This is a genomic window from Xanthobacteraceae bacterium, assembly GCA_019454205.1.
GTDB lineage: Bacteria > Pseudomonadota > Alphaproteobacteria > Rhizobiales > Xanthobacteraceae.
In genome coordinates this window covers 2032279-2056113 of record CP075369.1, presented here as the reverse complement: position 1 = coordinate 2056113, position 23835 = coordinate 2032279, and the positions used below count along the sequence as shown (strand labels likewise).

General features: G+C 60.2%; 24 protein-coding genes. 17 read left to right on the top strand and 7 right to left on the bottom strand.

From position 1 onward, the window contains the following. Positions 1 to 33 precede the first annotated feature (33 nt). Positions 34 to 405, top strand: a complete 372-nt coding sequence (locus tag KF794_10330; GenBank protein ID QYK44185.1) for a hypothetical protein — start codon at positions 34 to 36, stop codon at positions 403 to 405. Between the two features lie 17 nt (positions 406 to 422). Here KF794_10330 and KF794_10325 read toward each other — a convergent pair whose 3' ends face one another. The 4 genes from KF794_10325 to KF794_10310 form a co-directional block, all read right to left on the bottom strand. After that, positions 423 to 1169: an SDR family oxidoreductase gene (locus KF794_10325; protein ID QYK44184.1), complete on the bottom strand. Its 747-nt coding sequence runs from the start codon at positions 1167 to 1169 to the stop codon at positions 423 to 425. 10 nt (positions 1170 to 1179) lie between these two features. Further along, complete coding sequence (locus tag KF794_10320) at positions 1180 to 1914, bottom strand: SDR family oxidoreductase (protein ID QYK44183.1); 735 nt, start codon at positions 1912 to 1914, stop codon at positions 1180 to 1182. A 15-nt stretch (positions 1915 to 1929) separates the two neighbouring features. Beyond that, positions 1930 to 3738, bottom strand: a complete 1809-nt coding sequence (locus KF794_10315; protein ID QYK44182.1) for a dihydroxy-acid dehydratase family protein — start codon at positions 3736 to 3738, stop codon at positions 1930 to 1932. A 99-nt stretch (positions 3739 to 3837) separates the two neighbouring features. Then, on the bottom strand, positions 3838 to 4869 hold the full coding sequence (locus tag KF794_10310; GenBank protein QYK44181.1) for a LacI family DNA-binding transcriptional regulator: 1032 nt from the start codon (positions 4867 to 4869) through the stop codon (positions 3838 to 3840). A gap of 138 nt (positions 4870 to 5007) precedes the next feature. On the opposite strand from KF794_10310, the gene ugpC reads away from it, so the two are divergent. The 14 genes from ugpC to KF794_10240 all read left to right on the top strand — a co-directional run bounded on the left by ugpC (position 5008) and on the right by KF794_10240 (position 19229). Continuing rightward, entirely contained in the window at positions 5008 to 6069 is a 1062-nt protein-coding gene (gene ugpC, locus KF794_10305) for a sn-glycerol-3-phosphate ABC transporter ATP-binding protein UgpC (GenBank protein QYK44180.1), read from the top strand. Between the two features lie 42 nt (positions 6070 to 6111). Further along, entirely contained in the window at positions 6112 to 7434 is a 1323-nt protein-coding gene (locus tag KF794_10300) for a carbohydrate ABC transporter substrate-binding protein (GenBank protein QYK44179.1), read from the top strand. Between the two features lie 60 nt (positions 7435 to 7494). Continuing rightward, complete coding sequence (locus tag KF794_10295; GenBank protein ID QYK44178.1) at positions 7495 to 8451, top strand: sugar ABC transporter permease; 957 nt, start codon at positions 7495 to 7497, stop codon at positions 8449 to 8451. Further along, positions 8444 to 9358, top strand: a complete 915-nt coding sequence (locus KF794_10290) for a carbohydrate ABC transporter permease (protein ID QYK44177.1) — start codon at positions 8444 to 8446, stop codon at positions 9356 to 9358. The genes KF794_10295 and KF794_10290 overlap by 8 nt, the downstream gene beginning before the upstream one ends. Positions 9359 to 9361: 3 nt before the next feature. Next, entirely contained in the window at positions 9362 to 10348 is a 987-nt protein-coding gene (locus KF794_10285; GenBank protein ID QYK44176.1) for an SDR family oxidoreductase, read from the top strand. A 266-nt stretch (positions 10349 to 10614) separates the two neighbouring features. Next, positions 10615 to 11088: a chemotaxis protein CheW gene (locus tag KF794_10280; protein ID QYK46667.1), complete on the top strand. Its 474-nt coding sequence runs from the start codon at positions 10615 to 10617 to the stop codon at positions 11086 to 11088. 11 nt (positions 11089 to 11099) lie between these two features. Next, the gene (locus KF794_10275; GenBank protein QYK44175.1) at positions 11100 to 13088 is read left to right on the top strand and encodes a PAS domain S-box protein; all 1989 of its coding nucleotides are present in this window, start codon (positions 11100 to 11102) and stop codon (positions 13086 to 13088) included. A gap of 24 nt (positions 13089 to 13112) precedes the next feature. After that, on the top strand, positions 13113 to 13991 hold the full coding sequence (locus KF794_10270; GenBank protein QYK46666.1) for a protein-glutamate O-methyltransferase CheR: 879 nt from the start codon (positions 13113 to 13115) through the stop codon (positions 13989 to 13991). Beyond that, on the top strand, positions 13988 to 14623 hold the full coding sequence (locus KF794_10265; GenBank protein ID QYK44174.1) for a chemoreceptor glutamine deamidase CheD: 636 nt from the start codon (positions 13988 to 13990) through the stop codon (positions 14621 to 14623). The genes KF794_10270 and KF794_10265 overlap by 4 nt, the downstream gene beginning before the upstream one ends. A gap of 10 nt (positions 14624 to 14633) precedes the next feature. Further along, positions 14634 to 15716 (top strand): chemotaxis response regulator protein-glutamate methylesterase, encoded by a 1083-nt coding sequence (locus KF794_10260; protein ID QYK44173.1) that lies wholly within the window; start codon positions 14634 to 14636, stop codon positions 15714 to 15716. A gap of 230 nt (positions 15717 to 15946) precedes the next feature. Continuing rightward, complete coding sequence (locus KF794_10255; GenBank protein ID QYK46665.1) at positions 15947 to 16312, top strand: response regulator; 366 nt, start codon at positions 15947 to 15949, stop codon at positions 16310 to 16312. Positions 16313 to 16323: 11 nt separating this feature from the next. Beyond that, positions 16324 to 18408, top strand: a complete 2085-nt coding sequence (locus tag KF794_10250) for a chemotaxis protein CheA (protein ID QYK44172.1) — start codon at positions 16324 to 16326, stop codon at positions 18406 to 18408. An 11-nt stretch (positions 18409 to 18419) separates the two neighbouring features. Then, positions 18420 to 18809 carry a response regulator gene (locus KF794_10245; protein ID QYK44171.1) on the top strand — a complete coding sequence of 130 codons (390 nt, stop codon included), beginning with the start codon at positions 18420 to 18422 and terminating at the stop codon, positions 18807 to 18809. A 24-nt stretch (positions 18810 to 18833) separates the two neighbouring features. Continuing rightward, positions 18834 to 19229, top strand: coding sequence for a hypothetical protein (locus tag KF794_10240; protein ID QYK44170.1), 396 nt, complete (start codon positions 18834 to 18836; stop codon positions 19227 to 19229). Here the strand turns inward: KF794_10240 and KF794_10235 are convergent. After that, entirely contained in the window at positions 19226 to 19732 is a 507-nt protein-coding gene (locus tag KF794_10235) for a hypothetical protein (GenBank protein QYK44169.1), read from the bottom strand. The genes KF794_10240 and KF794_10235 overlap by 4 nt on opposite strands. Then, positions 19729 to 20355: a response regulator gene (locus KF794_10230; GenBank protein ID QYK44168.1), complete on the bottom strand. Its 627-nt coding sequence runs from the start codon at positions 20353 to 20355 to the stop codon at positions 19729 to 19731. The genes KF794_10235 and KF794_10230 overlap by 4 nt, the downstream gene beginning before the upstream one ends. A gap of 386 nt (positions 20356 to 20741) precedes the next feature. Here KF794_10230 and KF794_10225 point away from each other — a divergent pair, with 386 nt between their 5' ends. After that, positions 20742 to 21584 carry a Crp/Fnr family transcriptional regulator gene (locus tag KF794_10225; GenBank protein ID QYK44167.1) on the top strand — a complete coding sequence of 281 codons (843 nt, stop codon included), beginning with the start codon at positions 20742 to 20744 and terminating at the stop codon, positions 21582 to 21584. Between the two features lie 7 nt (positions 21585 to 21591). On the opposite strand, the gene KF794_10220 is transcribed toward KF794_10225, so the two are convergent. Then, positions 21592 to 22395 carry an alpha/beta hydrolase gene (locus KF794_10220; GenBank protein ID QYK44166.1) on the bottom strand — a complete coding sequence of 268 codons (804 nt, stop codon included), beginning with the start codon at positions 22393 to 22395 and terminating at the stop codon, positions 21592 to 21594. A 144-nt stretch (positions 22396 to 22539) separates the two neighbouring features. Between KF794_10220 and KF794_10215 the strand changes: the two genes are divergently transcribed. After that, positions 22540 to 23835: an O-acetylhomoserine aminocarboxypropyltransferase gene (locus KF794_10215; GenBank protein QYK44165.1), complete on the top strand. Its 1296-nt coding sequence runs from the start codon at positions 22540 to 22542 to the stop codon at positions 23833 to 23835.

The following is a 23835-nucleotide window of genomic DNA, read 5'->3' as shown; positions in this document are numbered from 1 at the left end:
CGAGCGGGTATCTCTTGGATTATGGAGGAAACGATGATTGAGATGATCAGGGCTTTTTTTGCGAAGGTCGGCGGGCCGTTCATGCGTAGCGACCTAGACGAGTTGGAGTCCGATCAGGTCAAGGCGATTGCACGCGATATTGGTATGACGGCGGACGACCTTTATCGTCTCGATCGCCGCGGCGACTCCTCATATTTGCTGTTGCCGGAGCGGCTTGTGCAGGAAGGCATTAAGCCTACCGTGGTACAGGCGGAATGGCCCTCGGTGTGGAAGGACCTGCAGCGGGTTTGCGCGCTATGCGACCATGCCGATGTTTGCCAGCGTGATCTCGATGCCCATCCGGATTCCGGTGAGTGGCATAGCTACTGCCCGAACGAATCGACAATGAAGTTCTTGCAGTCCTGACGCGAAAGTGCGCGCGATCAGTAGGTCGCGCGGCCGCCGGAAATGTCGAACACGGCGCCGGTCGTGAAGGAATTGTCCTTCGAGGCCATCCACGCAACCATCGAGGCCAGTTCTTCGACCAATACGAAGCGCGCGCGCGGGATTTTCGACAGCATGAAATCGATGTGCTGCTGCGTGATCTGATCGAAGATCGCGGTCTTCGCCGCGGCAGGCGTTACCGCGTTCACTGCAATATCGTAAGCCGCGAGTTCCTTGCCGAGCGATTTGGTCAGAGCAATCACGCCGGCTTTCGATGCGGAGTAATGCGCGGCGTTCGGGTTGCCTTCCTTGCCGGCGATGGAGGCGATATTGACGATGCGGCCGTATTTCTGCGCGATCATGTGCGGCACGACGGCTTTGGAGCAGATGAACGGCCCGTCGAGATTGATGCGCATGACGCGGCGCCATTCGTCGACAGTCGTGTCCCATACGGTCGCATTCGCGCCGGCAACACCGGCGTTGTTCACGAGAATGTCGATCTTGCCGAAATCCCTGATTGTGGTGTCGCGCGCCTTCTCGACGGAGGGAAGGTCGGAAACATCGAGGCCGTAGGCCTTGGTGCCGTTACCCAGTTCGTTCGCAGTGCGTTGCGCATAGACCTGATCCACATCCCAGATGGCGACACGCGCGCCCGAAGCGATGAAGCGTTCGGTGATGGCGCGGCCGAAACCCTGCGCGCCACCGGTGACGACGGCAACGCGGCCGGCGAGATCGATCTTGTTCATGCTGCTTCCCCTAGAGAGTCCAGCCGCCGTCCGCGACATGCGCGCCGCCGGTGGTGAACGAGCTTTCGTCGCTCGCAAGATAGACCGCAAGTGCTGCGATTTCTTCGGCCGTGCCGAGACGGCCGAGCGGCTGGCGCGCGACGAAATTCTTCATCCCATCCGGGCCTTGCGCGGCCGCGCGGCCGAGCATGGACGGCGTTTCGATGGTGCCGGGACAGATGCAGTTGCAGCGGATTCCTTTCCCGATGAAATCGGCAGCGACCGCGCGGGTCAGCGCCGCGACGGCGGCTTTGGTCGCGCCATAAACGTAGCGGTTCGGCGCGGCTTTCAGTACGCCTGCGGCAGACGCGATGTTCACGATCGAGCCGCCGCCGCCCGCAAGCATCGCGGGGAGGAAAGCCTTGATCGTGCGGTGCATGGATTTGACGTTCAGGTCGAACGAAAAGTCCCAGTCCTTGTCGCTGCATTCCAGCACGGTGCCGTGATGCACGAAGCCGGCGGCGTTGAGCAGCACGTCGATCTTGCCGATACGCTTGGCGGCGTCGTTAACGGCATCCGTGCTGAGCACGTCGAGCTTGAATGTTTCTGCGACGCCGGCGGATTTCAGTTCGGGAAACGCCTTCTCGTCGATGTCGCTTGCGAATACATGCGCGCCTTCGCGTGCGAATGCGATGGCGCAGGCCTTGCCGATTCCGGCGGAAGCGGCGGTCACGAATGCGCGTTTGCCTTGCAGTCTTCCCGACATGGTGGCTGGCTTCTTCTAGTGAGAGTGGCGCGGCGTGCCGAACTTCGCCGCGATGTTTTGATAGCGCGTTGCAAGCTCCAGGCAGGCGCCGCTCGCGTGCTGGCCGACGGTGTTGCGGTACAATTCCTGCCAGGGCGTGTGATGTTCCGGGTAGGGGAAGCCACCCTTGGCTTTCAGGTCGGCTTGCCGCTTCGCGACTTCTTCCGCCGAAATGAGAATGTTCGCTTCGCCCTTGTTCAGGTCGATGCGCACCTTGTCCCCGGTTTTCAGGATGGCGAGACCGCCGCCGGCCGCTGCTTCAGGCGAAGCGTTCAGGATGGACGGCGAACCGGACGTGCCCGATTGCCGGCCGTCGCCGATGCAGGGCAGTGATTTGATCCCGCGCTTAATCAGCGCGGCGGGTGGCTGCATGTTCACGACTTCCGCTCCGCCCGGATAGCCGATTGGTCCGGTACCCCGCACGAACAGGATGCAATGCTCGTCGATGTTCAGCGAAGGGTCGTCGATGCGCGTGTGATATTCCTCCGGCCCGTCGAATACGATGGCGCGGCCCTCGAAGGCTTCCGGGTCTTTCGGGTTGGAAAGATAGCGGTCGCGGAATTCCTTCGAGATGACGGACGTCTTCATGATGGCGCTGTCGAACAGATTGCCGGACAGCACGAGGAAACCCGCGTCGTTCACCAGCGGCTTGTCATAGGACCAGATCACATCATTGTCGGGCAAGGGCGCATCCTTGCAGTTGTCGCCCATGGCCTTGCCGTTCACGGTGAGCGCGTCTTCGTGAATCTTCTTTTTCGTCATGAGTTCACGTACGACAGCAGGGACGCCGCCCGCGCGATGATATTCCTCGCCGAGGTAAGCGCCCGCGGGCTGGAGATTTACGAGCAGCGGAATCTTGTGGCCGACACGCTCCCAGTCCTGCACCGTCAGTTCGATGCCGATATGGCGCGCGAGCGCGTTCAGGTGAATCGGCGCATTGGTCGAGCCGCCAATCGCAGAATTGACGACAATCGCATTCTCGAATGCTTTTTTGGTGAGGATGTCGGAAGGCTTCAGGTCTTCCCACACCATATCGACGATGCGCTTTCCGGTGAGATAGGAAATCTGCCCGCGTTCGCGATACGGCGCGGGAATCGCGGCGCAGCCTGGCAGAGACATGCCGAGCGCTTCCGCGAGTGAGTTCATGGTCGAAGCAGTGCCCATCGTGTTGCAGTGGCCCACCGATGGTGCGGACGACGCAACGATCTCCATGAATTCTTCGTAGCCGATTTCGCCTGCCGCGAGGCGCTCGCGCGATTTCCAGACGATGGTACCTGAGCCGGTGCGTTCGCCGTTGAACCAGCCGTTCAGCATCGGCCCGCCGGAAAGCACGATGGCAGGGATGTTCACTGTCGCCGCCGCCATCAGGCACGCGGGGGTGGTCTTGTCGCAGCCCGTGGTGAGCACCACGCCGTCGAGCGGATAGCCGAACAGCACTTCGACCAGCGAGAGATAGGCGAGGTTGCGATCCAGCGCGGCAGTCGGGCGCTTTCCGGTTTCCTGAATCGGATGGCAGGGAAACTCCATCGCAACGCCGCCTGCATCGCGGATGCCTTCGCGCACGCGCTTGGCCAGTTCGAGGTGATGCCGGTTGCAGGGCGAGAGGTCGCTGCCGGTCTGTGCAATGCCGATGATCGGTTTTCCGGATTGCAGTTCCTGACGGGTCAGCCCGTAATTCAGGTAGCGCTCAAGATAGAGTGCGGTCATCGCGGGATCGGCGGAATCGTCGAACCAGAGGCGGGAGCGCAGTTTCGGTTTATCGCCGCCGTTGCCGGATTTCGTCATGGCCACTCCCGCATTACTCACGAAAGGCAGGCTTTCAGCCTAATGCCGGCAAAAAGACAGCGCTACCATTTTCTTTGAAAATACCGCGTCGTTTCGCCGTCATCCGTCGCGCGGCGCGGAGCTTTCCCGGATCATCAGTTCGAAGCCGAGATCGACCACGGCATTGGCGGGCCGGCGTCCCTCGATTGCTTCGATGAGCATCGTTACGGAATGGCGGCCCATTTCGTAGCGGTTGGTGCGCACGCTGGAAAGCGATGGAAGCGCCGCCGCCATGAATTCCATGTCGTTGAAGCCAATGATGGCGAGCTGGTCCGGCACGGAAATTCCGCGCCGCTGACATTCGAACAGCACGCCGAGCGCAAGGTCGTCATTGATGCAAAAAACCGCGTCCAGGTCTGGCGTTCTCGCCAACAGGTCGGCGAGCAAAGTGCCGCCGAGGGTCACGGCAGTCGGCGTCGGGGTAGTCAGGATGAGGGCAGGATCGAAATGGCTCGCCGCTTTCATTGCGTCGCGGTAGCCATCCAGACGGCGTTGCACGCGCGGGTCCATGCGTGCGCCGAGGAAGCCGACGCGCCGCTTGCCCTGCGAAAGAAGGTGCGAAACAGCGGCAAAAGCCGCGTCGTAGTGGGAGAATCCGACCATCATGTCTACCGGGTCCGGCCCGGTCTCCATGATCTGCACGATCGGGCAGCTCATCGCCTTCATGACCGCGCGCGATTCGTCGGTCTGGTTGATGCCGGTGACGATCAGTCCGGCAGGCTTTTGCGCCTGGAACAGCCGCAGCAGCTTCTCTTCTTGCAGGATGCTGTAGCGGGTGTTCACGAACTGGATGGTGTAGCGGCTGCCTTCGGAGGCGTCGTAAACGCCACGAAGCACGTCGTTGAATACATTATTCGTGAGCGAGGGAATTAGAACACCAATGACCTCGGTGCGTTGCGAAGCGAGCGCGCGCGCTGCGAGATTAGGCACATAGCCAAGCTCCCGCGCGGCACTTTCCACCCTTTCGCGCTTGCTAAGCGAGAGCGCTTCCGGGTTGCGGAAGAAACGCGACGCGGTAATCGGGCTGACACCGGCAAGTTTCGCAACTTCCGTGAGCCTGATCTGTCCTGCCTCTCTGCGCTTGCGCGTCATTTTCCTTCTCTATCACAGGGGTCCGCTGATTGACAGCGCTACCAACAGCGGCCAGACTTATCGGAAGAAGAAAAAAGAAAAAGAGCAGCGAGGCGCAAGCGCTCGAACCTGCCGGGGTGGTTCAGGGAGAAGCGCGCAATGGCGTCCGTGCAGATACGCGACGTTAGAAAATCATTCGGTCCGGTTGAAGTTCTGCACGGCGTGTCCGTTCCGATCGAGGACGGTGAATTCGTCGTTCTCGTCGGACCATCGGGCTGCGGAAAATCGACCCTGCTGCGGATGCTCGCGGGCCTTGAGAATATAACTTCGGGGACCATTTCCATCGACGGACGCGTGGTGAACCAGGTTCACCCGAAAGAGCGCGACATCGCGATGGTGTTTCAGAACTACGCGCTCTATCCGCACATGACGGTTGCGAAGAACATGGGCTTTTCGCTCATGTTGCGGGGCGCCAGTAAGAGCGAGATCGACACGCGCGTGAAGCGCGCGGCGCAAATTCTCGGACTGTTGCCGCTACTGGAGCGCTACCCGCGGCAGCTTTCCGGCGGCCAGCGCCAGCGCGTCGCGATGGGCCGCGCCATTGTGCGCGAACCGCAGGTGTTCCTGTTCGACGAGCCACTTTCGAACCTCGACGCAAAGCTGCGTGTCGCCATGCGCACGGAAATGAAGGAGCTGCATCAGCGGCTTCGGACCACCACGGTTTATGTCACGCACGACCAGATCGAGGCCATGACCATGGCCGACAAGATCGTGGTGATGCACGACGGCGTTGTCGAACAGATGGGCGCGCCGCTCGAACTCTACGACCGTCCGGTCAACCAGTTCGTCGCAGGGTTTATCGGCTCGCCGGCCATGAATTTTCTCAATGGCAAGTTGAAAGCCAACGGTTCGGCTTATGTCGAGACCTCGCAGGGCCACAAGCTGCCGCTCAAATCCATGCCCGCCGGGGAAGCCGAGCGCGATGTTGTCTACGGCATCCGCCCTGAGCATTTCGAAATGGGCGAAGGCGGACTGCCGGCGGAAGTCGTGGTCGTCGAGCCAACCGGTTCCGAAACCCAGATCGTCGCGCGGATCGGCGATCAGGAAGTTATTGCCGTTTTCCGCGAACGCCAGAGCGTAAAGCCCGGCGACAAGATTTTGCTGCGTCCGCGCGCGGACACGGCTCACCTCTTCGCCAAGGATAGCGGAAAAAGAATCTAGCGAAGTTTTATTGAAGACAGAACTCGTCCACGGGAGGAAATCATGGACAAAAAGTTTGAAATGGACCGCCGCTCGCTGCTGAAAGGCTCTGCTGCGGCTGCCGCCATCACCGCGGTAGGTGCCGATCAATTATTGAACTACGCCACCGCTTGGGCGCAGGCCGCGCCGTGGAAACCAGAGAAGGGCGCGAAGATCAACGTGCTGCGCTGGCGCCGCTTCGTCGAGGCGGAAGACAAAGCGTTCATGGCGATGGTCGACGCGTTCCAGAAGGCGACCGGCGTCGGCGTCAACATCTCGAATGAATCCTTCGACGACATTCAGCCGAAAGCCTCTGTCGCAGCTAATACCGGCCAGGGCCTCGACATGGTGTGGGGCCTCTATTCGCTTCCCCATCTGTTCCCGGAGAAATGCCTCGACGTCACCGACGTCGCGAACTACCTCGGCAAGAAATACGGTGGCTGGTTCCCGTCGGCCGAGGCCTACGGAAAATCCAAGAACAAGTGGATCTGCATTCCGGTCGCGACCACGGGCGGCCTGATCAACTACCGCAAGACGGCGTGCGAGAAGGCGGGCTTCAAGGAATTCCCGAAGGACACCGCGGGAATGCTCGAACTCGTCAAGGCGCTGAAGAAGAACAACACTCCGGCCGGTTTTGCGCTCGGCCATGCTTCCGGCGACGCCAACACCTGGCTGCACTGGGCGCTGTGGACCTTCGGCGGCAACCTCGTCGACAAGAACGACAAGGTGATCATCAACTCGCCGGAAACCGCGAAGTCGCTGGAATACGTGAAGGCGCTTTACGACAACTTCATCCCCGGCACGGCGTCGTGGAACGACTCGTCGAACAACAAGGCGTTCGTCGCGGGCGATCTCTATCTCACGCTGAACGGCATCTCGATCTACGTCACCGCCAAGAGAGAAAACAAGGCGATCGCGGAAGACATGGATCACGCCTATATGCCGATCGGCCCGGTCGGCCGGCCGACCGAACTGCATCTCGCGTTCCCGATCCTGACCTTCTCCTTCACGAAGTTCCCGCAGGCTTGCAAAGCCTTCGCAGCCTTCATGCAGGAAGCAGAAAACTTCAATCCGTGGATCGAGGCGGCGCAGGGCTATCTCTCGCACTTCCTCGGCGCCTACGACAAGAATCCGGTCTGGACCGCGGATCCGAAGAACACGGTCTATCGCGATGTCGCCAAGCGCACGCTGACGCCGGCTGGCCTCGGCACGCTCGGCGAGAAGGCCGCGGCGGCAATCGCGGACTTCATCGTGGTCGATATGTTCGCGAACTACTGCACGGGACGCGAAGACATCAAGGGCGCAATGAAGATCGCCGAGCGTCAGGCGCAGCGCATCTATCGCTGATCCTCCCTGTGGCGGCGCGGGCAACCGCGCCGCCGCCTTCTTTTGAATGCGGATGTCCGGATGAGCACCGTAGAGGAAGTACGAAACAAGGCTGCGAACATGGGTGAATTGTCCGTGTGGCAGCGGTTGAAAACCAATCGTAACTGGCTTGCGATCTGGTTCATGCTTCCGGCTGCGGCGTTCCTCTTGTTGTTTCTCGCCTGGCCGCTGGTGCTCGGCGTCTGGCTTTCGTTCACCGACGCGCGGCTTGCGCGGCCCGGCGAATTCATCGGGTTCGAAAACTACGAATGGCTTTGGGACGACAGCATCTTCTGGCTGTCGGTCTTCAATACGCTGCTCTACACCATCGTCGCGAGCATCATTAAGTTCGCGGTGGGGCTGTATCTCGCATTGCTTTTGAATCGTCATATGCCCTTCAAGGCGATCATCCGCTCGGTGGTATTGATCCCGTTCATCGTGCCGACCGTGCTGTCCGCGATCGCGTTCTGGTGGATTTACGACGCGCAGTTCTCGATCATTTCATGGTCGTTGCGGCAGCTTGGATTAATCGAGCAGAACATCAATTTTCTCGGCGACGGCAATCTTGCGCGCGGCAGCCTGATCTTTGCCAATATCTGGCGCGGCGTGCCGTTTGTCGCGATCACGCTGCTCGCCGGACTGCAAACTGTTTCTCCGTCGCTCTACGAGGCGGCGACGCTGGACGGCGCGAGCGCATGGCAGCGCTTCCGTTACGTGACCTATCCGCTCCTGACGCCGATCATCGCGGTGGTGATGACGTTCTCGGTGCTCTTTACTTTCACGGACTTCCAGTTGATCTGGGCAATGACGCGCGGCGGACCTGTGAATGCGACGCACCTGATGGCGACGCTTTCATATCAGCGCGGAATTCTCAGCGGACGGCTGGGCGAGGGCGCCGCTATTGCAACCGCGATGATCCCCTTCCTGCTGGCTGCGATCATGATTTCGTGGTTCGGCCTGCAGCGGCGGAAATGGCAACACGGTGAAGGCAATGACTGACACTACCGTGGAAAAAACCTCCGCTGCCTCGCAGGTTCTTGCGAACGACAAACAGGAGGGCATGACCTATCTCGAAAGCTTTCCGCGGCGTCTGGTGACGCTGTGGCTGCCGCTCGGGATCATCATGTGCATCCTGCTGTTCCCGTTCTACTGGATGGCGTTGACATCCGTGAAGCCGAACGCGCAACTGATCGACATGGATACCTACAATCCGTTCTGGGTTGTGAATCCGACGCTCGATCACATCAAGAAACTGCTGTTCGATACCGAGTATCCGCGCTGGTTGTGGAACACGATGTATGTCGCGGCGGCGGCGACATTTCTCTCGATCTTCGCGAGCGTGCTCGCGGCTTACGCCATCGCGCGGCTGCGTTTTCGAGGTTCGCAGGTGGTCGGCGCCGCGATCTTCATGGCCTATTTGGTGCCGCCGTCGATCCTGTTCATCCCGCTCGCTTCGGTCATTCACTTCTACGGGCTGTTCGACTCACCGCTGGCGTTGATCCTGGTCTATCCGACCATCCTGATCCCGTTCTCGACCTGGCTGCTGATGGGCTACTTCAAGACCATTCCGTTCGAGTTGGAAGAATGCGCGCTGATCGACGGCGCGAGCCGCTGGCAGATACTCACCAAGATCATTTTGCCGCTTGCAGTGCCGGGCCTGATCTCCGCATTCATCTTTTCGTTCACGCTCTGCTGGAACGAATTCATCTATGCGCTGACGCTCACCACATCGGTGCAGAACAAGACGGTGCCGGTTGCCATCGTCAGCGAACTCGTTGACGGCGACGTTTATCGCTGGGGGTCGCTGATGGCCGGCGCGCTGGTCGGGTCGATTCCGCTGGTGATTTTGTACGCATTCTTCGTCGAGCATTACGTTTCGGCGATGACCGGCGCGGTGAAGGAATAAGCCATGCACGTTCTGGTTATAGGCGCGGCCGGCATGATCGGCCGCAAGCTGACTTCGCGTTTGCTCGACGAGCAACGCATGGGTGCGCGTGCGATTTCAAGATTATCGCTGCACGACGTGGTAAAGCCGGACGTGCCCGCGCATGCGCCGTTCCCGGTCGGCGCTACAGCTTCGGATTTCTCGCTGCCGGGCGAGGCGCAAAAGCTAATCGCATCAAGGCCGGACCTGATCTTCCATCTCGCCGCCATCGTTTCCGGCGAAGCGGAGGCCGATCTCGACAAAGGGTATCGCATCAATCTGGACGGCACGCGTTTGCTGCTGGACGCGATCAAGAATATCGGCGGGGGCTACAAACCGCGCGTCGTCTTTACTTCCTCGATTGCCGTTTTCGGCGCGCCGTTTCCGGATGCGATCGGCGATGAATTCTTCACGACTCCGCTTACCAGTTACGGCACGCAGAAGGCTATGGGCGAGCTGATGCTGGCGGATTATACGCGACGCGAGATTTTGGAAGGTGTCGGCATCCGGCTGCCGACAATCTGCGTGCGGCCCGGCAAGCCCAACAAGGCGGCATCCGGTTTCTTTTCCGGAATCATCCGCGAGCCTTTGAACGGCGAGGAAGCGCTGCTTCCCGTTTCGGAGGACGTGCGGCACTGGTTCGCTTCGCCGCGCTCCGCCACGGGTTTTCTCATGCATGCCGCGGCAATCAGCATGTCCGAACTCGGCAATCGCGTGAACCTCTCGATGCCGGGGTTGTCTGCGACGGTTGGGGAACAGATCGCGGCGCTGGAACGTGTTGCGGGGAAGAGTGTCGCCGCGCGCGTCAGGCGTAAGCCCGACGAGACCATCATGCGTATTGTCGCCGGCTGGCCGCGCAATTTCGATACCTCGCGGGCAAAGTCGCTCGGCTTCACGACTGTCGAGCGTTCTTTCGACGATATTGTGAAGCTGCACATCGACGACGAACTGGGCGGCATTTTCGTCCGGTAGAGAATGCGCGGCCGTGCGTGAACGGCGCTCCGCGACAACCTTGCTCTCGATCAATATCCCGCGTTGCTGTGCCGGCTTAACGCGTAATGGAACCGATCCTCAACAACGAATCCATAGCATCGCCCGTGAGATGACCGGTTGAGCGATTGCGCTTGGCCGGCAGGGTGGGCGAAGCGATCATGGAACAGACGATCGAGACGGCGCCGCGCGTGGCGACGAATACCGTACCCGGCGAGCGGCTTGAACGCGAAGCGTCAGCCAGCGGCATGCGAACGCAATTCATCAGTTTTGCCATTGGCGACGATCAGTACGGCGTCGACATCATGGCGGTGCGCGAGATCAAGGGCTGGTCCGAGATCACGCATCTTCCGAAGCAGCCGGATTACATGCGAGGCGTGCTCAACCTGCGCGGCTCCATCGTTCCCATCATCGATCTGCGCTGCCGTTTCGGGCAAGGGCTGACCGACGCCACTGCGTTGCACATCGTCATCATCGTGCAGATCGGCAATCGCCCGGTCGGGCTGCTCGCGGACCGCGTGCTGGACATCGTCAGCTTTGAAGGCACGCAAATCCAGGCGGTGCCGCGCATCGCGCAATCGGCGCGTGTGGATTTTCTCTCCGGTCTCGTCACGACCGACGAGGGTTTCATGATCGCGCTGATCGACCTGAACAATCTGCTTTCCACCTCGATCAGCGAAGCGCTGGCAGGACCGGAATTGGACAACATCCAAAAGGACTGATGGAGACCGACATGTCGTGGTTCAACAAAGGCTCGGTTGCCGAAGGCGGCAATGAGGATTTCCTGAGGGCAAAGATCGTCGATCAGGTTTCGGTCGCCATCATGACGGTGGATCGCGATTTCATGGTGACCTATGTAAACCAGCCGACGCGCGATCTGTTGTCCAAAAACGCCGAAGCGTTCCGCTCGATCTGGCCGAACTTCGACCCCGAAAAGATCATCGGCACGTGCATCGACACGTTTCACAGGAACCCGGCGCATCAACGGAAAATTCTTTCGGACCCGAAAAATCTCCCGTTCCGTACCGAGATCACGATTGGCGATCTGAAGGTGACGTTGCTGGTCAACGGATGTTTCGACCGGCAAGGCAATTATGTCGGTAACGTGCTGGAGTGGATGGATGTCACCGCCTCGCGCCTCAACGAAGGCATGCTGGCGGCGATCAACCGCTCGCAGGCGGTGATCGAATTCTCGACCGATGGCCGCATCCAGCATGCGAACGAGAATTTCCTGAAAGCGGTCGGTTATTCGCTCGATGAAATCCGCGGGAAACATCACTCGATCTTCGTCGAGCCTGCGTATCGCGAAAGCGCCGACTATCGCGCATTCTGGGAAAAGTTGGGCCGCGGCGAGTACGACGCGGGTCAATACAAACGCTTCGGCAAAGGCGCCAAGGAGATCTGGATTCAGGCCAGCTACAATCCGATCCTCGACATGAACGGCAAGGCGTTCAAGGTCGTGAAATATGCGACCGACATCACCGGCGACAAGGAGATCGAGGCCGGTATCCGCTCCATCGTCGAGGCGGCGGCGGATGGCGATTTCTCGCAGCGCGTCGAGACCGAGGGCAAAGTCAGCTCGCTGGTGAAAACCGGCGAGGCAGTGAATTCGCTCTCCGGCACCATTGCGAAAGCGCTCGACGATCTCATCAGGATGCTGAGTGCGTTGGCGGATGGCGACCTGACGCAACGGATCGATGCCGAATACAACGGCTCGTTCGGAACGCTGAAGAACGATGCCAACACAATGGCCGAGCGTATCGGTTCGACAATTACGGAAATCATGGCTGCCGCGCGCGAGGTAACCAATGCTTCTGCGGAGATTTCGACCAGCACGACCGACCTCTCGCAGCGTACCGAAGAGCAGGCGGCAAGCCTGGAGGAAACTTCGGCGTCGATGGAAGAAATCGCGACGACCGTGAAGAAGAATGCCGAGAATGCGCAGCAAGCCAATCAGCAGGCGACCGGCACGCAGGAAGTAGCCGATCGCGGCGGGCAGGTTGTCGCCAAAGCGGTCGAAGCGATGGCGCGGATCGAGGAATCGTCGCGCAAGATTTCCGACATCATCGGCGTCATCGACGAGATTGCACGGCAAACCAACTTGCTGGCATTGAATGCGGCGGTGGAGGCTGCGCGGGCAGGCGACGCCGGCCGCGGCTTCGCCGTGGTTGCTTCGGAAGTGCGCAGCCTTGCGCAGCGTTCTTCGCAGGCGGCGAAGGACATCAAGGATCTGATCACCAACAGTTCCGCGCAGGTGAAAGATGGTGTCGATCTTGTAAACCGCGCCGGTGCGTCGCTGCATGAGATCGTCGACTCGATCAAGAAGGTGGCGGGTATCGTTTCCGACATTGCCGCTGCCAGCGCGGAACAGTCCACGGGTATCGAGCAGGTCAACAAGGCGCTCGCACAAATGGACGAGGTCACGCAGCAGAACTCGGCGCTGGTCGAGGAGAATGCAGCGACGGCAAAGACGCTGGAGCAGCAGGCGAAGTCGATGGACTCGCGGGTTTCGTTCTTCCGTGTCGATGCGAAAGCGGATGAGGAGCCGGAACAAGCGCGGGAAGTACGCAAGGAAAAATCGCAAGTACTACCGGTGCGGCGCACGAATGGCGCGGGCAAGCCTGCGGCGACCCCACGCCGTGCCAACGGCGCCAATCCGGTTGGCCGGATGCAGGGTGCGCTCGCGACCGCGCTGCGTGCCGACGAGTGGGAAGAATTCTAGGCGGATGCGAAGACGATGGTACGCATGGCATCCGCCGCGGCTTTGTATGATGAGGCTTGCAGCGGCCCGGCTGCGCAGGAGCGCGAGTTTGCTTTCGGCGATGCCGATTTCCGGATGCTGGCAAAGTTTGCCCACGAAAAAGCGGGCATTGCGCTTTCAGAAGCCAAACGCAACCTGGTTTATGGGCGGCTCTCCCGGCGTCTCCGGGCTTTGCGGTTGCCGACATTCGCAGCGTATCGGGAATATCTTCTGTCCGACCGCGCGGAAGCGCAGCGCTTCATCAATGCAATCTCGACCAATCTCACGAAATTCTTCCGGGAATCTCACCACTTCAAGCACCTGCATGCAACCTTGGCTGCGCCCTTCGCGGAGCGCGCGAAGCGTGAACCTTCTGCGCGTTTACGGATTTGGTCGGCAGGTTGCTCAACCGGCGAGGAGCCATACTCGATTGCCGCGATCATCGGTCAGGCGTTGCCGGGAGCCGGCGCCGACGCGCGTATCCTGGCGACCGACATTGATACGGATGTCGTAGCATCTGCAGCGCGCGCGGAATATCCGCCGGAATCGATCGAAGATGTTCCGCCTGCGTTTCGCGGTATGTTTTGCCAGAAGCAGAATAGCGCGGAGGGAAAACTCGTCGTCGAGGATCGGTTGCGCGATCTGGTGCGCTTTCGCCGCCTGAATCTGATCGATGACTGGCCATTCAAAGGCAAGTTCGACGCGATCTTCTGCCGCAACGTCATGATCTATTTCGATGTGCCGACCAAGGCGCGCCTGTTGCAGCGCCTAGCGGAGCAGCTTGCGCCAAAGGGCTGGCTTTATATCGGTCATTCGGAATCGCTCACCCGCGCACATCCGTTGCTGGAACTGGAAGGCCGCACGATTTACCGGAGGCGCGCATGAGCGCCGCGTTACGCATGGTCGTGCAGGACGAAGGGCAGCCGGCGAACGGCACAAAGCGCTCGTTCTTCGATGCGGCTTCCGCGAAGTGGCTGATCAAGGTGATGCCCGGCGAGTTTAGCATCGCGCGCCGCCAGAACGAAATTCTGGTTACCGTGCTCGGCTCTTGTGTCGCGGCCTGCATACGCGACCGCGATAGCGGCATTGGCGGCATGAATCATTTCATGCTGCCGCAATGCTCTTCCGGGCAGTGGGGTGATGACAAGCAATCCACGCGTTTCGGGAACTACGCCATGGAGAAGCTCATCAACGAGCTTTTGAAGAACGGGTGCCGTCGTGAATCATTCGAAGCGAAGGTTTTCGGTGGCGGCAACGTAACGCAAAGCAGGAATCTCGTCGGTACTGCGAACGCGGATTTTGTGCTCCGCTATCTGGAAGCCGAAGGTATCTTGTGCGCGGCGCAGGATCTCGGCGGCGCCTTGCCGCGCCGCGTTCATTATTCGCCATCAACGGGTCGGGTAGTCCGCCGCCTGCTCAACAGCAGCGACAACGGCGCAGTCGCAAGCGTCGAGCACAACTATGCCAGCAACCTGTCGTCCGGCCGTGGCGGCGGCGACATCGAACTGTTCGCGTGAAAGGCAAGACATGAAATTGGTGCGCGTCCTGATCGTCGATGATTCCGTCCTGATGCGGAAGCTGCTGTCCGCAATGCTTGAAGAAGACCCCGGCATCGAAGTCGTGGGCACGGCCGGTGATCCATTGGAAGCGCGAGAGCGTATCAAGGCCTTAGAACCGGACGTGCTGACGCTTGATATCGAGATGCCGCGCATGGACGGGCTTTCGTTTCTGCGAAAGATCGTCGAGCTGCATCCGATGCCGGTCATCATGGTTTCGTCACTGACCCATGCCGGTGCAGAAGCCACGATCGAAGCCCTCGAAATCGGTGCTTATGATTTCGTGGCGAAACCCGTATCGCGCAGCACGGAAACGCTCGAAGCATTGGCCGCGGAACTGTGTGCCAAGGTGAAAGCGGCGGCGGGCATGCGCTATACAGCGCGCCCGGCGCAGCGCATCGAGAAAACGCACAAGGGACTTGAGACGAGACACGTGAAACTTGTCGCCATCGGTGCTTCCACGGGCGGCGTTGAGTCCCTACGCGCAGTGTTAACGAACATGGGAGCGGATTGTCCGCCGGTCGTGATCGCGCAGCACATGCCGCCGCGCTTCACGACCGCATTTGCCAACCGGCTCAACCGTATCTGCCCGATGGAGGTGTGCGAAGCCGTGCATCGCCAACCGGTGCTGCCGGGCCGCGTTTATATCGCGCCGGGCACGCATCATCTCGAAGTGCGCCGCTGGGGCGACGGTTATCTTTGCATGCTCGGCGAAGGGCCAAACGTTTCGGGACACAGGCCTTCGGTCGATGTGCTGTTTCGTTCGGCTGCGGAATCGGTCGGCGAGGATGCGCTGGGCGTCATTCTGACCGGAATGGGGAAGGACGGTGCAGACGGATTGCTTGCGATGCGCAGACGCGGCGCGATGACAGTGGGGCAGGACGAAGCGTCGTCGCTGATCTACGGCATGCCGCGCGAAGCGTTCGAGCGCGGCGCGGTCGAGCGGCAATTGCCGCTCAATGCCATCGGTCCGGCGATCATGGGTGCATGGCATCCGGAAACGGCCGTGCCGCCGAAAATGCATCGCGCCTTTGCAGGAGGTCTCCTGTCATGAGCGAGCGCATTGATGTTGCGGATTTTCGCCTCGCCGATCTCCAGAACTGGATTGCGGGCACAGCCGAAAAATACCCAGAAAATATCAATAATTATAATGAGTTAATGGAAATGCTGACCGTGCTCGCAGTGCAGCCGCCTTCATTCGTGCAAGGCACCGATGTCGCCCAGGAAGCCGAACCCGAAATGCGGGCGGCGGAAATTTCTTCTCCAGAACTGGACCCGATTGCGATGACAAAACGGATTCTCACCATCGACGACTCCAAGACCATGCGCGACATGCTGATGCTCACGCTCGCCGGGGCAGGTTTTGACGTGTTGCAGGCTGTTGACGGCGCCGATGGACTGGAGGTGTTCGCGCGCGAGCGCGTCGATCTGATCATTACCGACATCAACATGCCGAACATGGACGGCTACGAGGTGATCCGCCGCGTTCGCGCGAACCCGGTGCACCGGACATTGCCCATTCTGGTGCTGACAACCGAAGGCGAAGCAGACAAGCGTGCGATTGCGCGCGAGGCCGGCGCAACCGGATGGATGGTGAAACCGTTCGACCCGGATCGTCTGTTGGAGACTGTTGCGAAGGTGGCGGCGTAGAGGCGGTATTCATGTCGAAGTTCGACGATCTCAAACACACTTTCTTCGACGAGTGTGACGAGGCCCTGCAACAGATCGAGGCTGGGCTGACGGCCGTGCGCGACGGCGACGAGGCGAATGAAACGATCCACGCAATCTTTCGTGCCGTGCACTCGGTGAAAGGCGGCGCTGGAATTTTCGGGTTCGAGGCGCTGGTCGGATTTGCCCACGCGTTCGAGACGGTGCTGGATAAATTGCGGCACGGTACGCTCGCGAACAGCGTGGAGACGCTGGATGTTTTGCTCAGCGCCAATGACGTGCTGTCCGACCTGATCCGGTTCTCGCGTTCCGGCGAAACGATTGCACCTGATTTCGGTCAGGCTTGCCGCAAGATGCTGGATGCCATCGCGGGGATCGATGCGGACGGTGCTGATGGCGGGGTCGCGCCCGCGGATTTCGATGGCATAGACTTTACGCCGGTGATGGCGTCAGCAGATGAGCCGGAGCAGCCGCAGCCGTTGACGTTTTTCATCATGCCGCGTTCTCCCGATATGCCATTGCTGCCGCTTGCGAGGGTTTTCGACGCATTGCGCGGTATCGGCGAACTGGACCTGGTTGCCGATACGAGTGCGCTGCCGCCGACCGATAAAATTGTGCAGAATGAAGTTTACATTTCATGGCAAGCAACGTTGCATAGCGCGGCGAGCCGCGAAGAGGTTGAAGCGCTCCTTCAACCTATCGCGGGACTTTGCGACATCGGTATGCAGGGCGGCGCAGTTGCATCCTTCGTGCAGGAAACCGCCCCACAGGTGGAACCTTTGCAACCTGTCGTCCCCGATGTTCTGGCAGAGCCGTCGAAGACTGCAACTTCCCACAAAATGGAAACGCCAGCGGAGGCCAAAACCACTTCGCCGCCGCGCGCAACCGCGACGACCACCAGAGTCGAACTGGAGAAGATCGACCGCGTGGTGAACCTTGTCGGTGAACTCGTGATCGCACAAGCAATGCTCGGCCAGATTGTCAACGAACTGCCCGAACATACCAGCGCGCGGCTGACGCAATCAGTTCAGGAGGTAATCCATCACACGAGGGAGCTGAAGGACAGTGTGATGTCCATGCGTGCGCAGCCGGTCGGCTCGGTGTTCCAGCGGATGCCGCGCCTTGTGCGCGAACTATCCGCAAAAACAGGAAAGAAAGTACGCCTCGAACTTGCTGGCGAGAAAACGGAAGTCGACCGTTCGATCATCGAGCGGCTTGGCGACCCGCTTACTCATATCATCCGCAATTCCGTCGATCATGGCATCGAGCGGCCCGACGCGCGGGTTGCGGCGGGAAAACAGGAAGAAGGCACGGTGCGCCTGTCCGCCGAACACCGTGGCGGGCGTATCGTCATCGAAATTCGCGACGACGGCGCAGGCATCGACCCAGAGCGTGTGTTGCGCAAGGCGCAGGAGCGCGGTCTCGTGAAGACGGGCGCACAGCTCGGCGACGACGAGATCAACAACCTCATCATGCTGCCAGGCTTCTCAACGGCGGAAACGGTTTCGGATATTTCCGGCCGCGGCGTAGGCATGGACGTGGTCCGCAGCAATATCGCCGAGATTGGCGGAAGGGTCTCGCTCAAATCCGAACGCGGACGCGGCATGACGATTCAGCTTTCGCTGCCGCTCACGCTCGCGGTGATGGAAGGCATGGTCATCAAGTCCGCGGGCGAGATTTATGTCATGCCACTTTCAGCGATTGTCGAGTGTCTGTTGCCCGATCGCTCCGTCATCGGCAATCTGGTCGGCACGCAGGGCGTGTTGCAGTTACGAGGCGAACACGTGCCGTTGCTGAAACTGGGCGAAGTATTCGCGCTGCGTAAGAAACCCGATGCCGATAGCGACAAGGTCGTGATCGTCACCGATGCGGGCGACGGCAACCGTATCGGCCTCGTCGTGGACGAACTGTGCGGGCACCAGCAGGTCGTCATCAAAAGCATCGAAGAGAGCTACGGTGCGGTGCCCGGAATCGCCGCCGCGACCATTCTCGGCAACGGCCGGGTCGCTTTCATTCTTGACGCAGAAAAACTCACCGATCTCGCAGCGCGCACACAAATGCCTGCGCGGGCGGCATAAGGGAGGAGAAGATGCCGGCCGCAGCCGCCATGAAGGTTCTCATCGTGGACGACCAGCAGAGCGTGCGTGAAGTGACGCGCATGACTCTGGAACAGATCGGTATTCGCATGATCTACGATGCCGAGAACGGAAACGCCGCGTTGCAGGCAGTGACGCGCCAGCCGGTCGATCTCATCATCTCGGATTACAACATGCCGGAGATGGACGGCCTTGGCCTGCTGCGCGCGGTGCGCTCGCACCCGCATGTGCGGCGGCTGCCGTTTATCCTGCTGACAGGGCGCGGCGACAAGGAGCTTGTCGTGAAAGCCGCGCAAGCAGGCGTGAACAACTATCTGGTCAAACCGTTCGACGCCACGATCCTGCGCACGAAGATCGAGCAGGTCGTGGGCAAGCTGAGCTGACGTATGGCCCGTAAAGTTTTTTCAATGCCGCCGCAAAACACGGCTACGCAGCCGCAGGCAAACCATTTTATCGGCGCGCTGGCGCAGGCCATGATCGACAACGTTGCAGGGCTGCAGCAGGCAGTCGACCGTGTTGCGGCGATTGCCATGGAAGGCGGTAAACCTGACCGCGAACTAATCGTCGCGTTTCAGGCCTTCGATCGGCTCAAGCAGGAGTTCGAGGCGGTGGGTCTTGCGCTGCGGAAGCTGAGCAGGAGCGGCGCGACGGCAAGCACGGCAGCGGATGCGATTGGTACGATTACGGTGTCGGATTTGAAGAACCGGCTGAACGGCTATCTCGCCCATGCGTTGATTGCATCGGCGGATGATGCGGATACGGCGTTACAGGAAGCGTGCGGGGAAGACGAGCAAGTTTTCTAGGGTGCGCTGCGTGCCGCGCGGTGCGCAATCGCCAGCACCTGCCGCAGGCCGAGTTTCAGTTCAGGAAAAAGATCCGGGTCCATCTGCCGGTAATCGTCGCGGATCGAGAGCATCAATGCGGCGAGGTGGCAATTCACTATGTCCTTGCGGTAAGGCGCGCCGCTTCGCGTCGCTTCGAAAATCTCGGCGATATTGCCGGCGACGAAAGTCAGCAACCCGTAGCCGAGCGTGGTGCCGACGTCGCGCAAGCCGCGGCCTATCGTTTCCACGGCGTTCAGTTTCTCCAAATCCTGTGGTGAGGATTCCGCCGCGGCGATGGCAACAGGCAATTCGGCAAGCTGGTCCTGCATCCAGACGACCAGCTCCGGTTTGATCTTCTCCACCTGCCGGTTCGCATTCTCGATGGCCAGTTCGCGCGATACGCCGCCCGGCTGTTGTGCCGCGGCCTGAAACGGCGTCTTGACGCGGAAAATGCGTGCTTCGTTCTTCGCTTCGTCGCTCATTGCGCAAGCCCTACGCGCGCGGCGTTGAAAAGATTGTCGATGTCGTCCTGTTCGAGCGCTGGTCCGGTTTCCTGCGCGACCTCGATAGGCTTGTCGCCCCTGCGGCGGCCGACGCCGCCGGGATAGCCTTCGATCTTGTAACGGCGGTCGGGACCGAAATAGTTGTCGCAATCGACGAACGGGCGGCTGTTGAGCGCAACCCACGCAAGACGATCATAGAGCGCGCGAGGGGATAGCGGTTTTGCGATCACCATGTTCGCGCCACTGTCGCGCGCCTGGCGGATCGAGGTCTCGCGCGTGTCACTGGTCATGATGAGAATTGGAATGGTCCGGTACGGGCTGACGGGATCGCGGCGGATCGTGACGGTCGCCGCAAAACCATCCTGATCGGGCAGGCGGGAGTCGCAGAGCAGGACGTCGATGCGCTGGCCGTTCATCGCGCGCATAAGGCCCGCAGCGCTATCCACTTCGAGTAGCGATTTGGTGCCGAAGCCGCGCAGGATCGAAACCACGATCTTGCGCAGATACGCGCTCGGATCGGCGACGAGAATCACGGTTTCATGAAGATTGATCGCGGAATGGCGCATGAAATCCACGGCGGCAGGAATGGCCGTGAAGATCATGCGCGGGAAAGCCTAAGGATAGTTGCCGCGCATTATGTGCTGCGGAGAAAATTACGATCAACTGGACGATTGATCTGGAAATATAATCTGCGCCAAGTTTTTGAATGCTTTTTTCTTTTCGCGCATAAAGCATCGCGCGCTTTTTTGATGGCATTCCACGAAAACAATTCAACACGCATGCATAAAACTTCGCGCCGGTGCGTGTTCACTCAAAGCAAGTAGCGTCGTCACAGAAAATTCTGCGCGAACAAAAACTTTCTTAGCGCGAAAACGAATCGCGCAACCTGTCGTTACAACCTGTAATTAGCAAAACGATTCATCTACATCAATACATTGCTTGCGTGACTTTCACTAAGATTCTTTCGGGAAATGATTCGGAGGGCGCAATGCTGAAAGCGAACGAACATCCGCTGCATGAGATCAAGGCGAACGATGTTCTGGCGATGAATGCGCGGACGAATATCGTCCCCGCGTTGCCTGAAGCTACGGAAAGCCAGACGGCCGAAGGCCGTTTCCTGCCGACATGCAAGGGTTGTTTCGTCCGGCAGATCAATGCGTGTCCGGGTTTCGGAATCAAAGGCGATCCCGAAAACAATCGCCGTGCCGGTACGCTCCCGGTCGCATCGGTGGTGCAGGTCGTGCCGGCGCGCCGTCCGATTCTGCACCAGCGCGAAATTTCCGAAACCGTGCCGGTGATCTGTTCGGGATGGGCCGCGGTTTCGGTGAGCGTGCCGAGCGGACGGCGGCAGATCGTTTCGTTTCTGCTCGCGGGCGACCCTGCTTCGGTGAACTACCTTTTCGAGCCTTGTTCGGGCCGGGCGATCGATGCGGTTTCCCAGGTTTCTTGTCGCAAGTTAAAACGCGCCGACTTGCTGGAAGCGATTGCAAAAAATCCGGCGTGGGTCGGCTCGCTCGGAAAATCGCTTGGCGAGGAGCGCGAGCGCAACGACCAGCTCAGCCTCGATCTCAGCCGCCGCTCGGCGGAGGCGCGGATTGCGCGGGTGCTTTGTTCGCTGTTCGACCGCATGGAAAGGCGCGGACAGGCCAGGGATAACACCATCGAGTTTCCGGTGCGCCAGCAGCAAATCGCCGATGCGACAGGCCTGACCGCTGTTCACGTCTGCAAGGTGCTCGGCAGGTTCAAGGCCGCGAAGCTCATCCATCTCGACGGGCGCAAGCTCGGCATCCTCAACCGCAAGGGGCTGCAAGACCTGATCGAATGGGATTGAGAGTGCGTCAGCGCAGGCTCTGCATAAAGCGCACGACTTCCGCGTCGAAGTGCGCGGGGTCCTGAAGCAGCGCGAAGTGACCGACACCGGGAAGCGAAACGAATTTCGCATTTGGAATCGCCGCCGCCATTTCCTTCGCATGCGGATGCGCGATCAGTTCTTCGCGCTCGGCTTGCACTACCCAGACCGGAACGGTGATCTTTTTCAGTTCCGCGCGCGCAAGCTGCGGCTGTGCCCGCCACATTGCGGAGAGTGCTGCACGAAATGCCGCGTAGGCTTTCGGCGCGGGCGATAGCTCCAGATATTCTTTCTGCACGCGCGCGAAATATGTGCTCGCAGCAGCGCTGCCGCCGGACTTCTGCATTCCATTGATGTGATAGTTGCCGGCGAACAGGAACAGGCCCGTGATGCGCGGCCCGTATTTCAGCCCCAGATAAATGCCGGTATTGGCACCATCGCTCCAGCCCACGGCGGCGCTCCGCTCGATCTTGAGCGCATCGAGCACCACGATCATGTCGTCCGCCATCTGTTCGTAGGAGATGGGCTTGCCATCATAGGGGCTGCGGCCATGCCCGCGGCTGTCCATCACGACCACGTGGTAATCCGGCGAAAGCGTGCGAACCAGATGACCCCAGTAATTCGAATTGCCGACGCCACCATGCAGCAGCGTGATGGCGGGGCCTTTGATGTTGCCGAAGGTCGCGTACCAAATGCGCGCGCCCTTCACTTCGACGAATCCGGTCCCGGTCGGAGAGGGAAGCGACGGGGTCGGGGGCAGGGTTTGCCAGCGCTGCTGGGCATCCGTAGGCAAAATACACGCACCTAATAAAAGTAAGCCCAGAAGGATAAGGCGCGGCATTCGTATCATGGCCCCGGCTCGGTTCGCAGCCGCACTATAGCTTGCCTGCCGAATTTGTGTTGAGAAGAAACACTTTCGCAGCGCCGGAAACCGAAAATGTCCGCACCGAAACCGCCCGCCTTCGAAACCCTGAGCCTGCATGCAGGCCAGCATCCCGATCCCGCGACCGGCGCGCGCGCGGTGCCGATCTACCAGACTACTTCCTATGTGTTTCAGGACACCGATCATGCCGCTGCGCTCTTTAATCTGGAGCGCGCGGGAAACATCTATACGCGCATTTCCAATCCGACGACGTCGGTGCTGGAGGAGCGACTGGCCGCACTGGAAGGCGGCGTCGGCGCGGTCTGCACGGCGAGCGGCATGGCGGCGATTCATCTTGCCATCGTCACCATCCTGAATGCAGGCGACCACATCGTCGCTTCCGCGTCGCTCTACGGTGGCACCATCAATCTGCTGGCGCATACGCTGCCGCGCTTCGGAATCACCACGACCTTCGTGAAGCCGCGCGACTTCGCGGGCATGCGCGCGGCGATCAAGCCGAACACACGGCTCATGATCGGGGAAACCATCGGCAATCCCGGCCTTGAAGTGCTGGATATCCCGAAAGTCTCGGCGATCGCGCATGAAGCGGGGATTCCGCTCCTGATCGACAATACGTTCGCGACGCCGTTCCTGAGCCAACCGATTGCGCTCGGCGCCGATCTCGTCATGCACTCCACGACGAAGTGGATTGGCGGACACGGCATCGCCATCGGCGGCGTGATCGTCGATGGCGGCAGGTTCGACTGGGACAAGTCGGGCAAGTTTCCGCAGCTGACCGAACCCTATGCCGGGTATCACGGCATCGTTTTCACCGAGCAGTTCGGCCCTTCCGCCTTCATCATGCGCGCGCGTACCGAAGGATTGCGCGATTTCGGCGCGTGCATTTCACCGACCAATGCGTTCCAGTTATTGCAAGGCGTGGAGACGCTCGGCGTTCGCGTCGAGCGACATGTGGCGAACACCGCGGCGGTGCTGGATTTCCTGAAAAAGAATCCGGCGGTGGAATGGGTGCTGCACCCGACGCTGCCGGATCATCCCGATCATGCGCTCGCGAAAGAATTGCTGCCCCGTGGGTCCGGCTCCATCGTCTCGTTCGGCATCAAGGGCGGGCGCGCGGCAGGCAGGAAATTCATCGAGGCACTGCGGCTGGTGAGCCATCTTGCCAACGTGGGCGACGCGAAATCGCTGGTCATTCATCCGGCCAGCACCACGCACCAGCAGATGGATGCCGCGCAACTCAAGGCCGCCGGAATCGGCGAGGAACTGATCCGGCTCTCGGTCGGCATCGAGGCAGCGGCCGACATCATCGACGATCTCGCGCAGGCGCTGCGCTTCTCGCAGAAGGGTTGA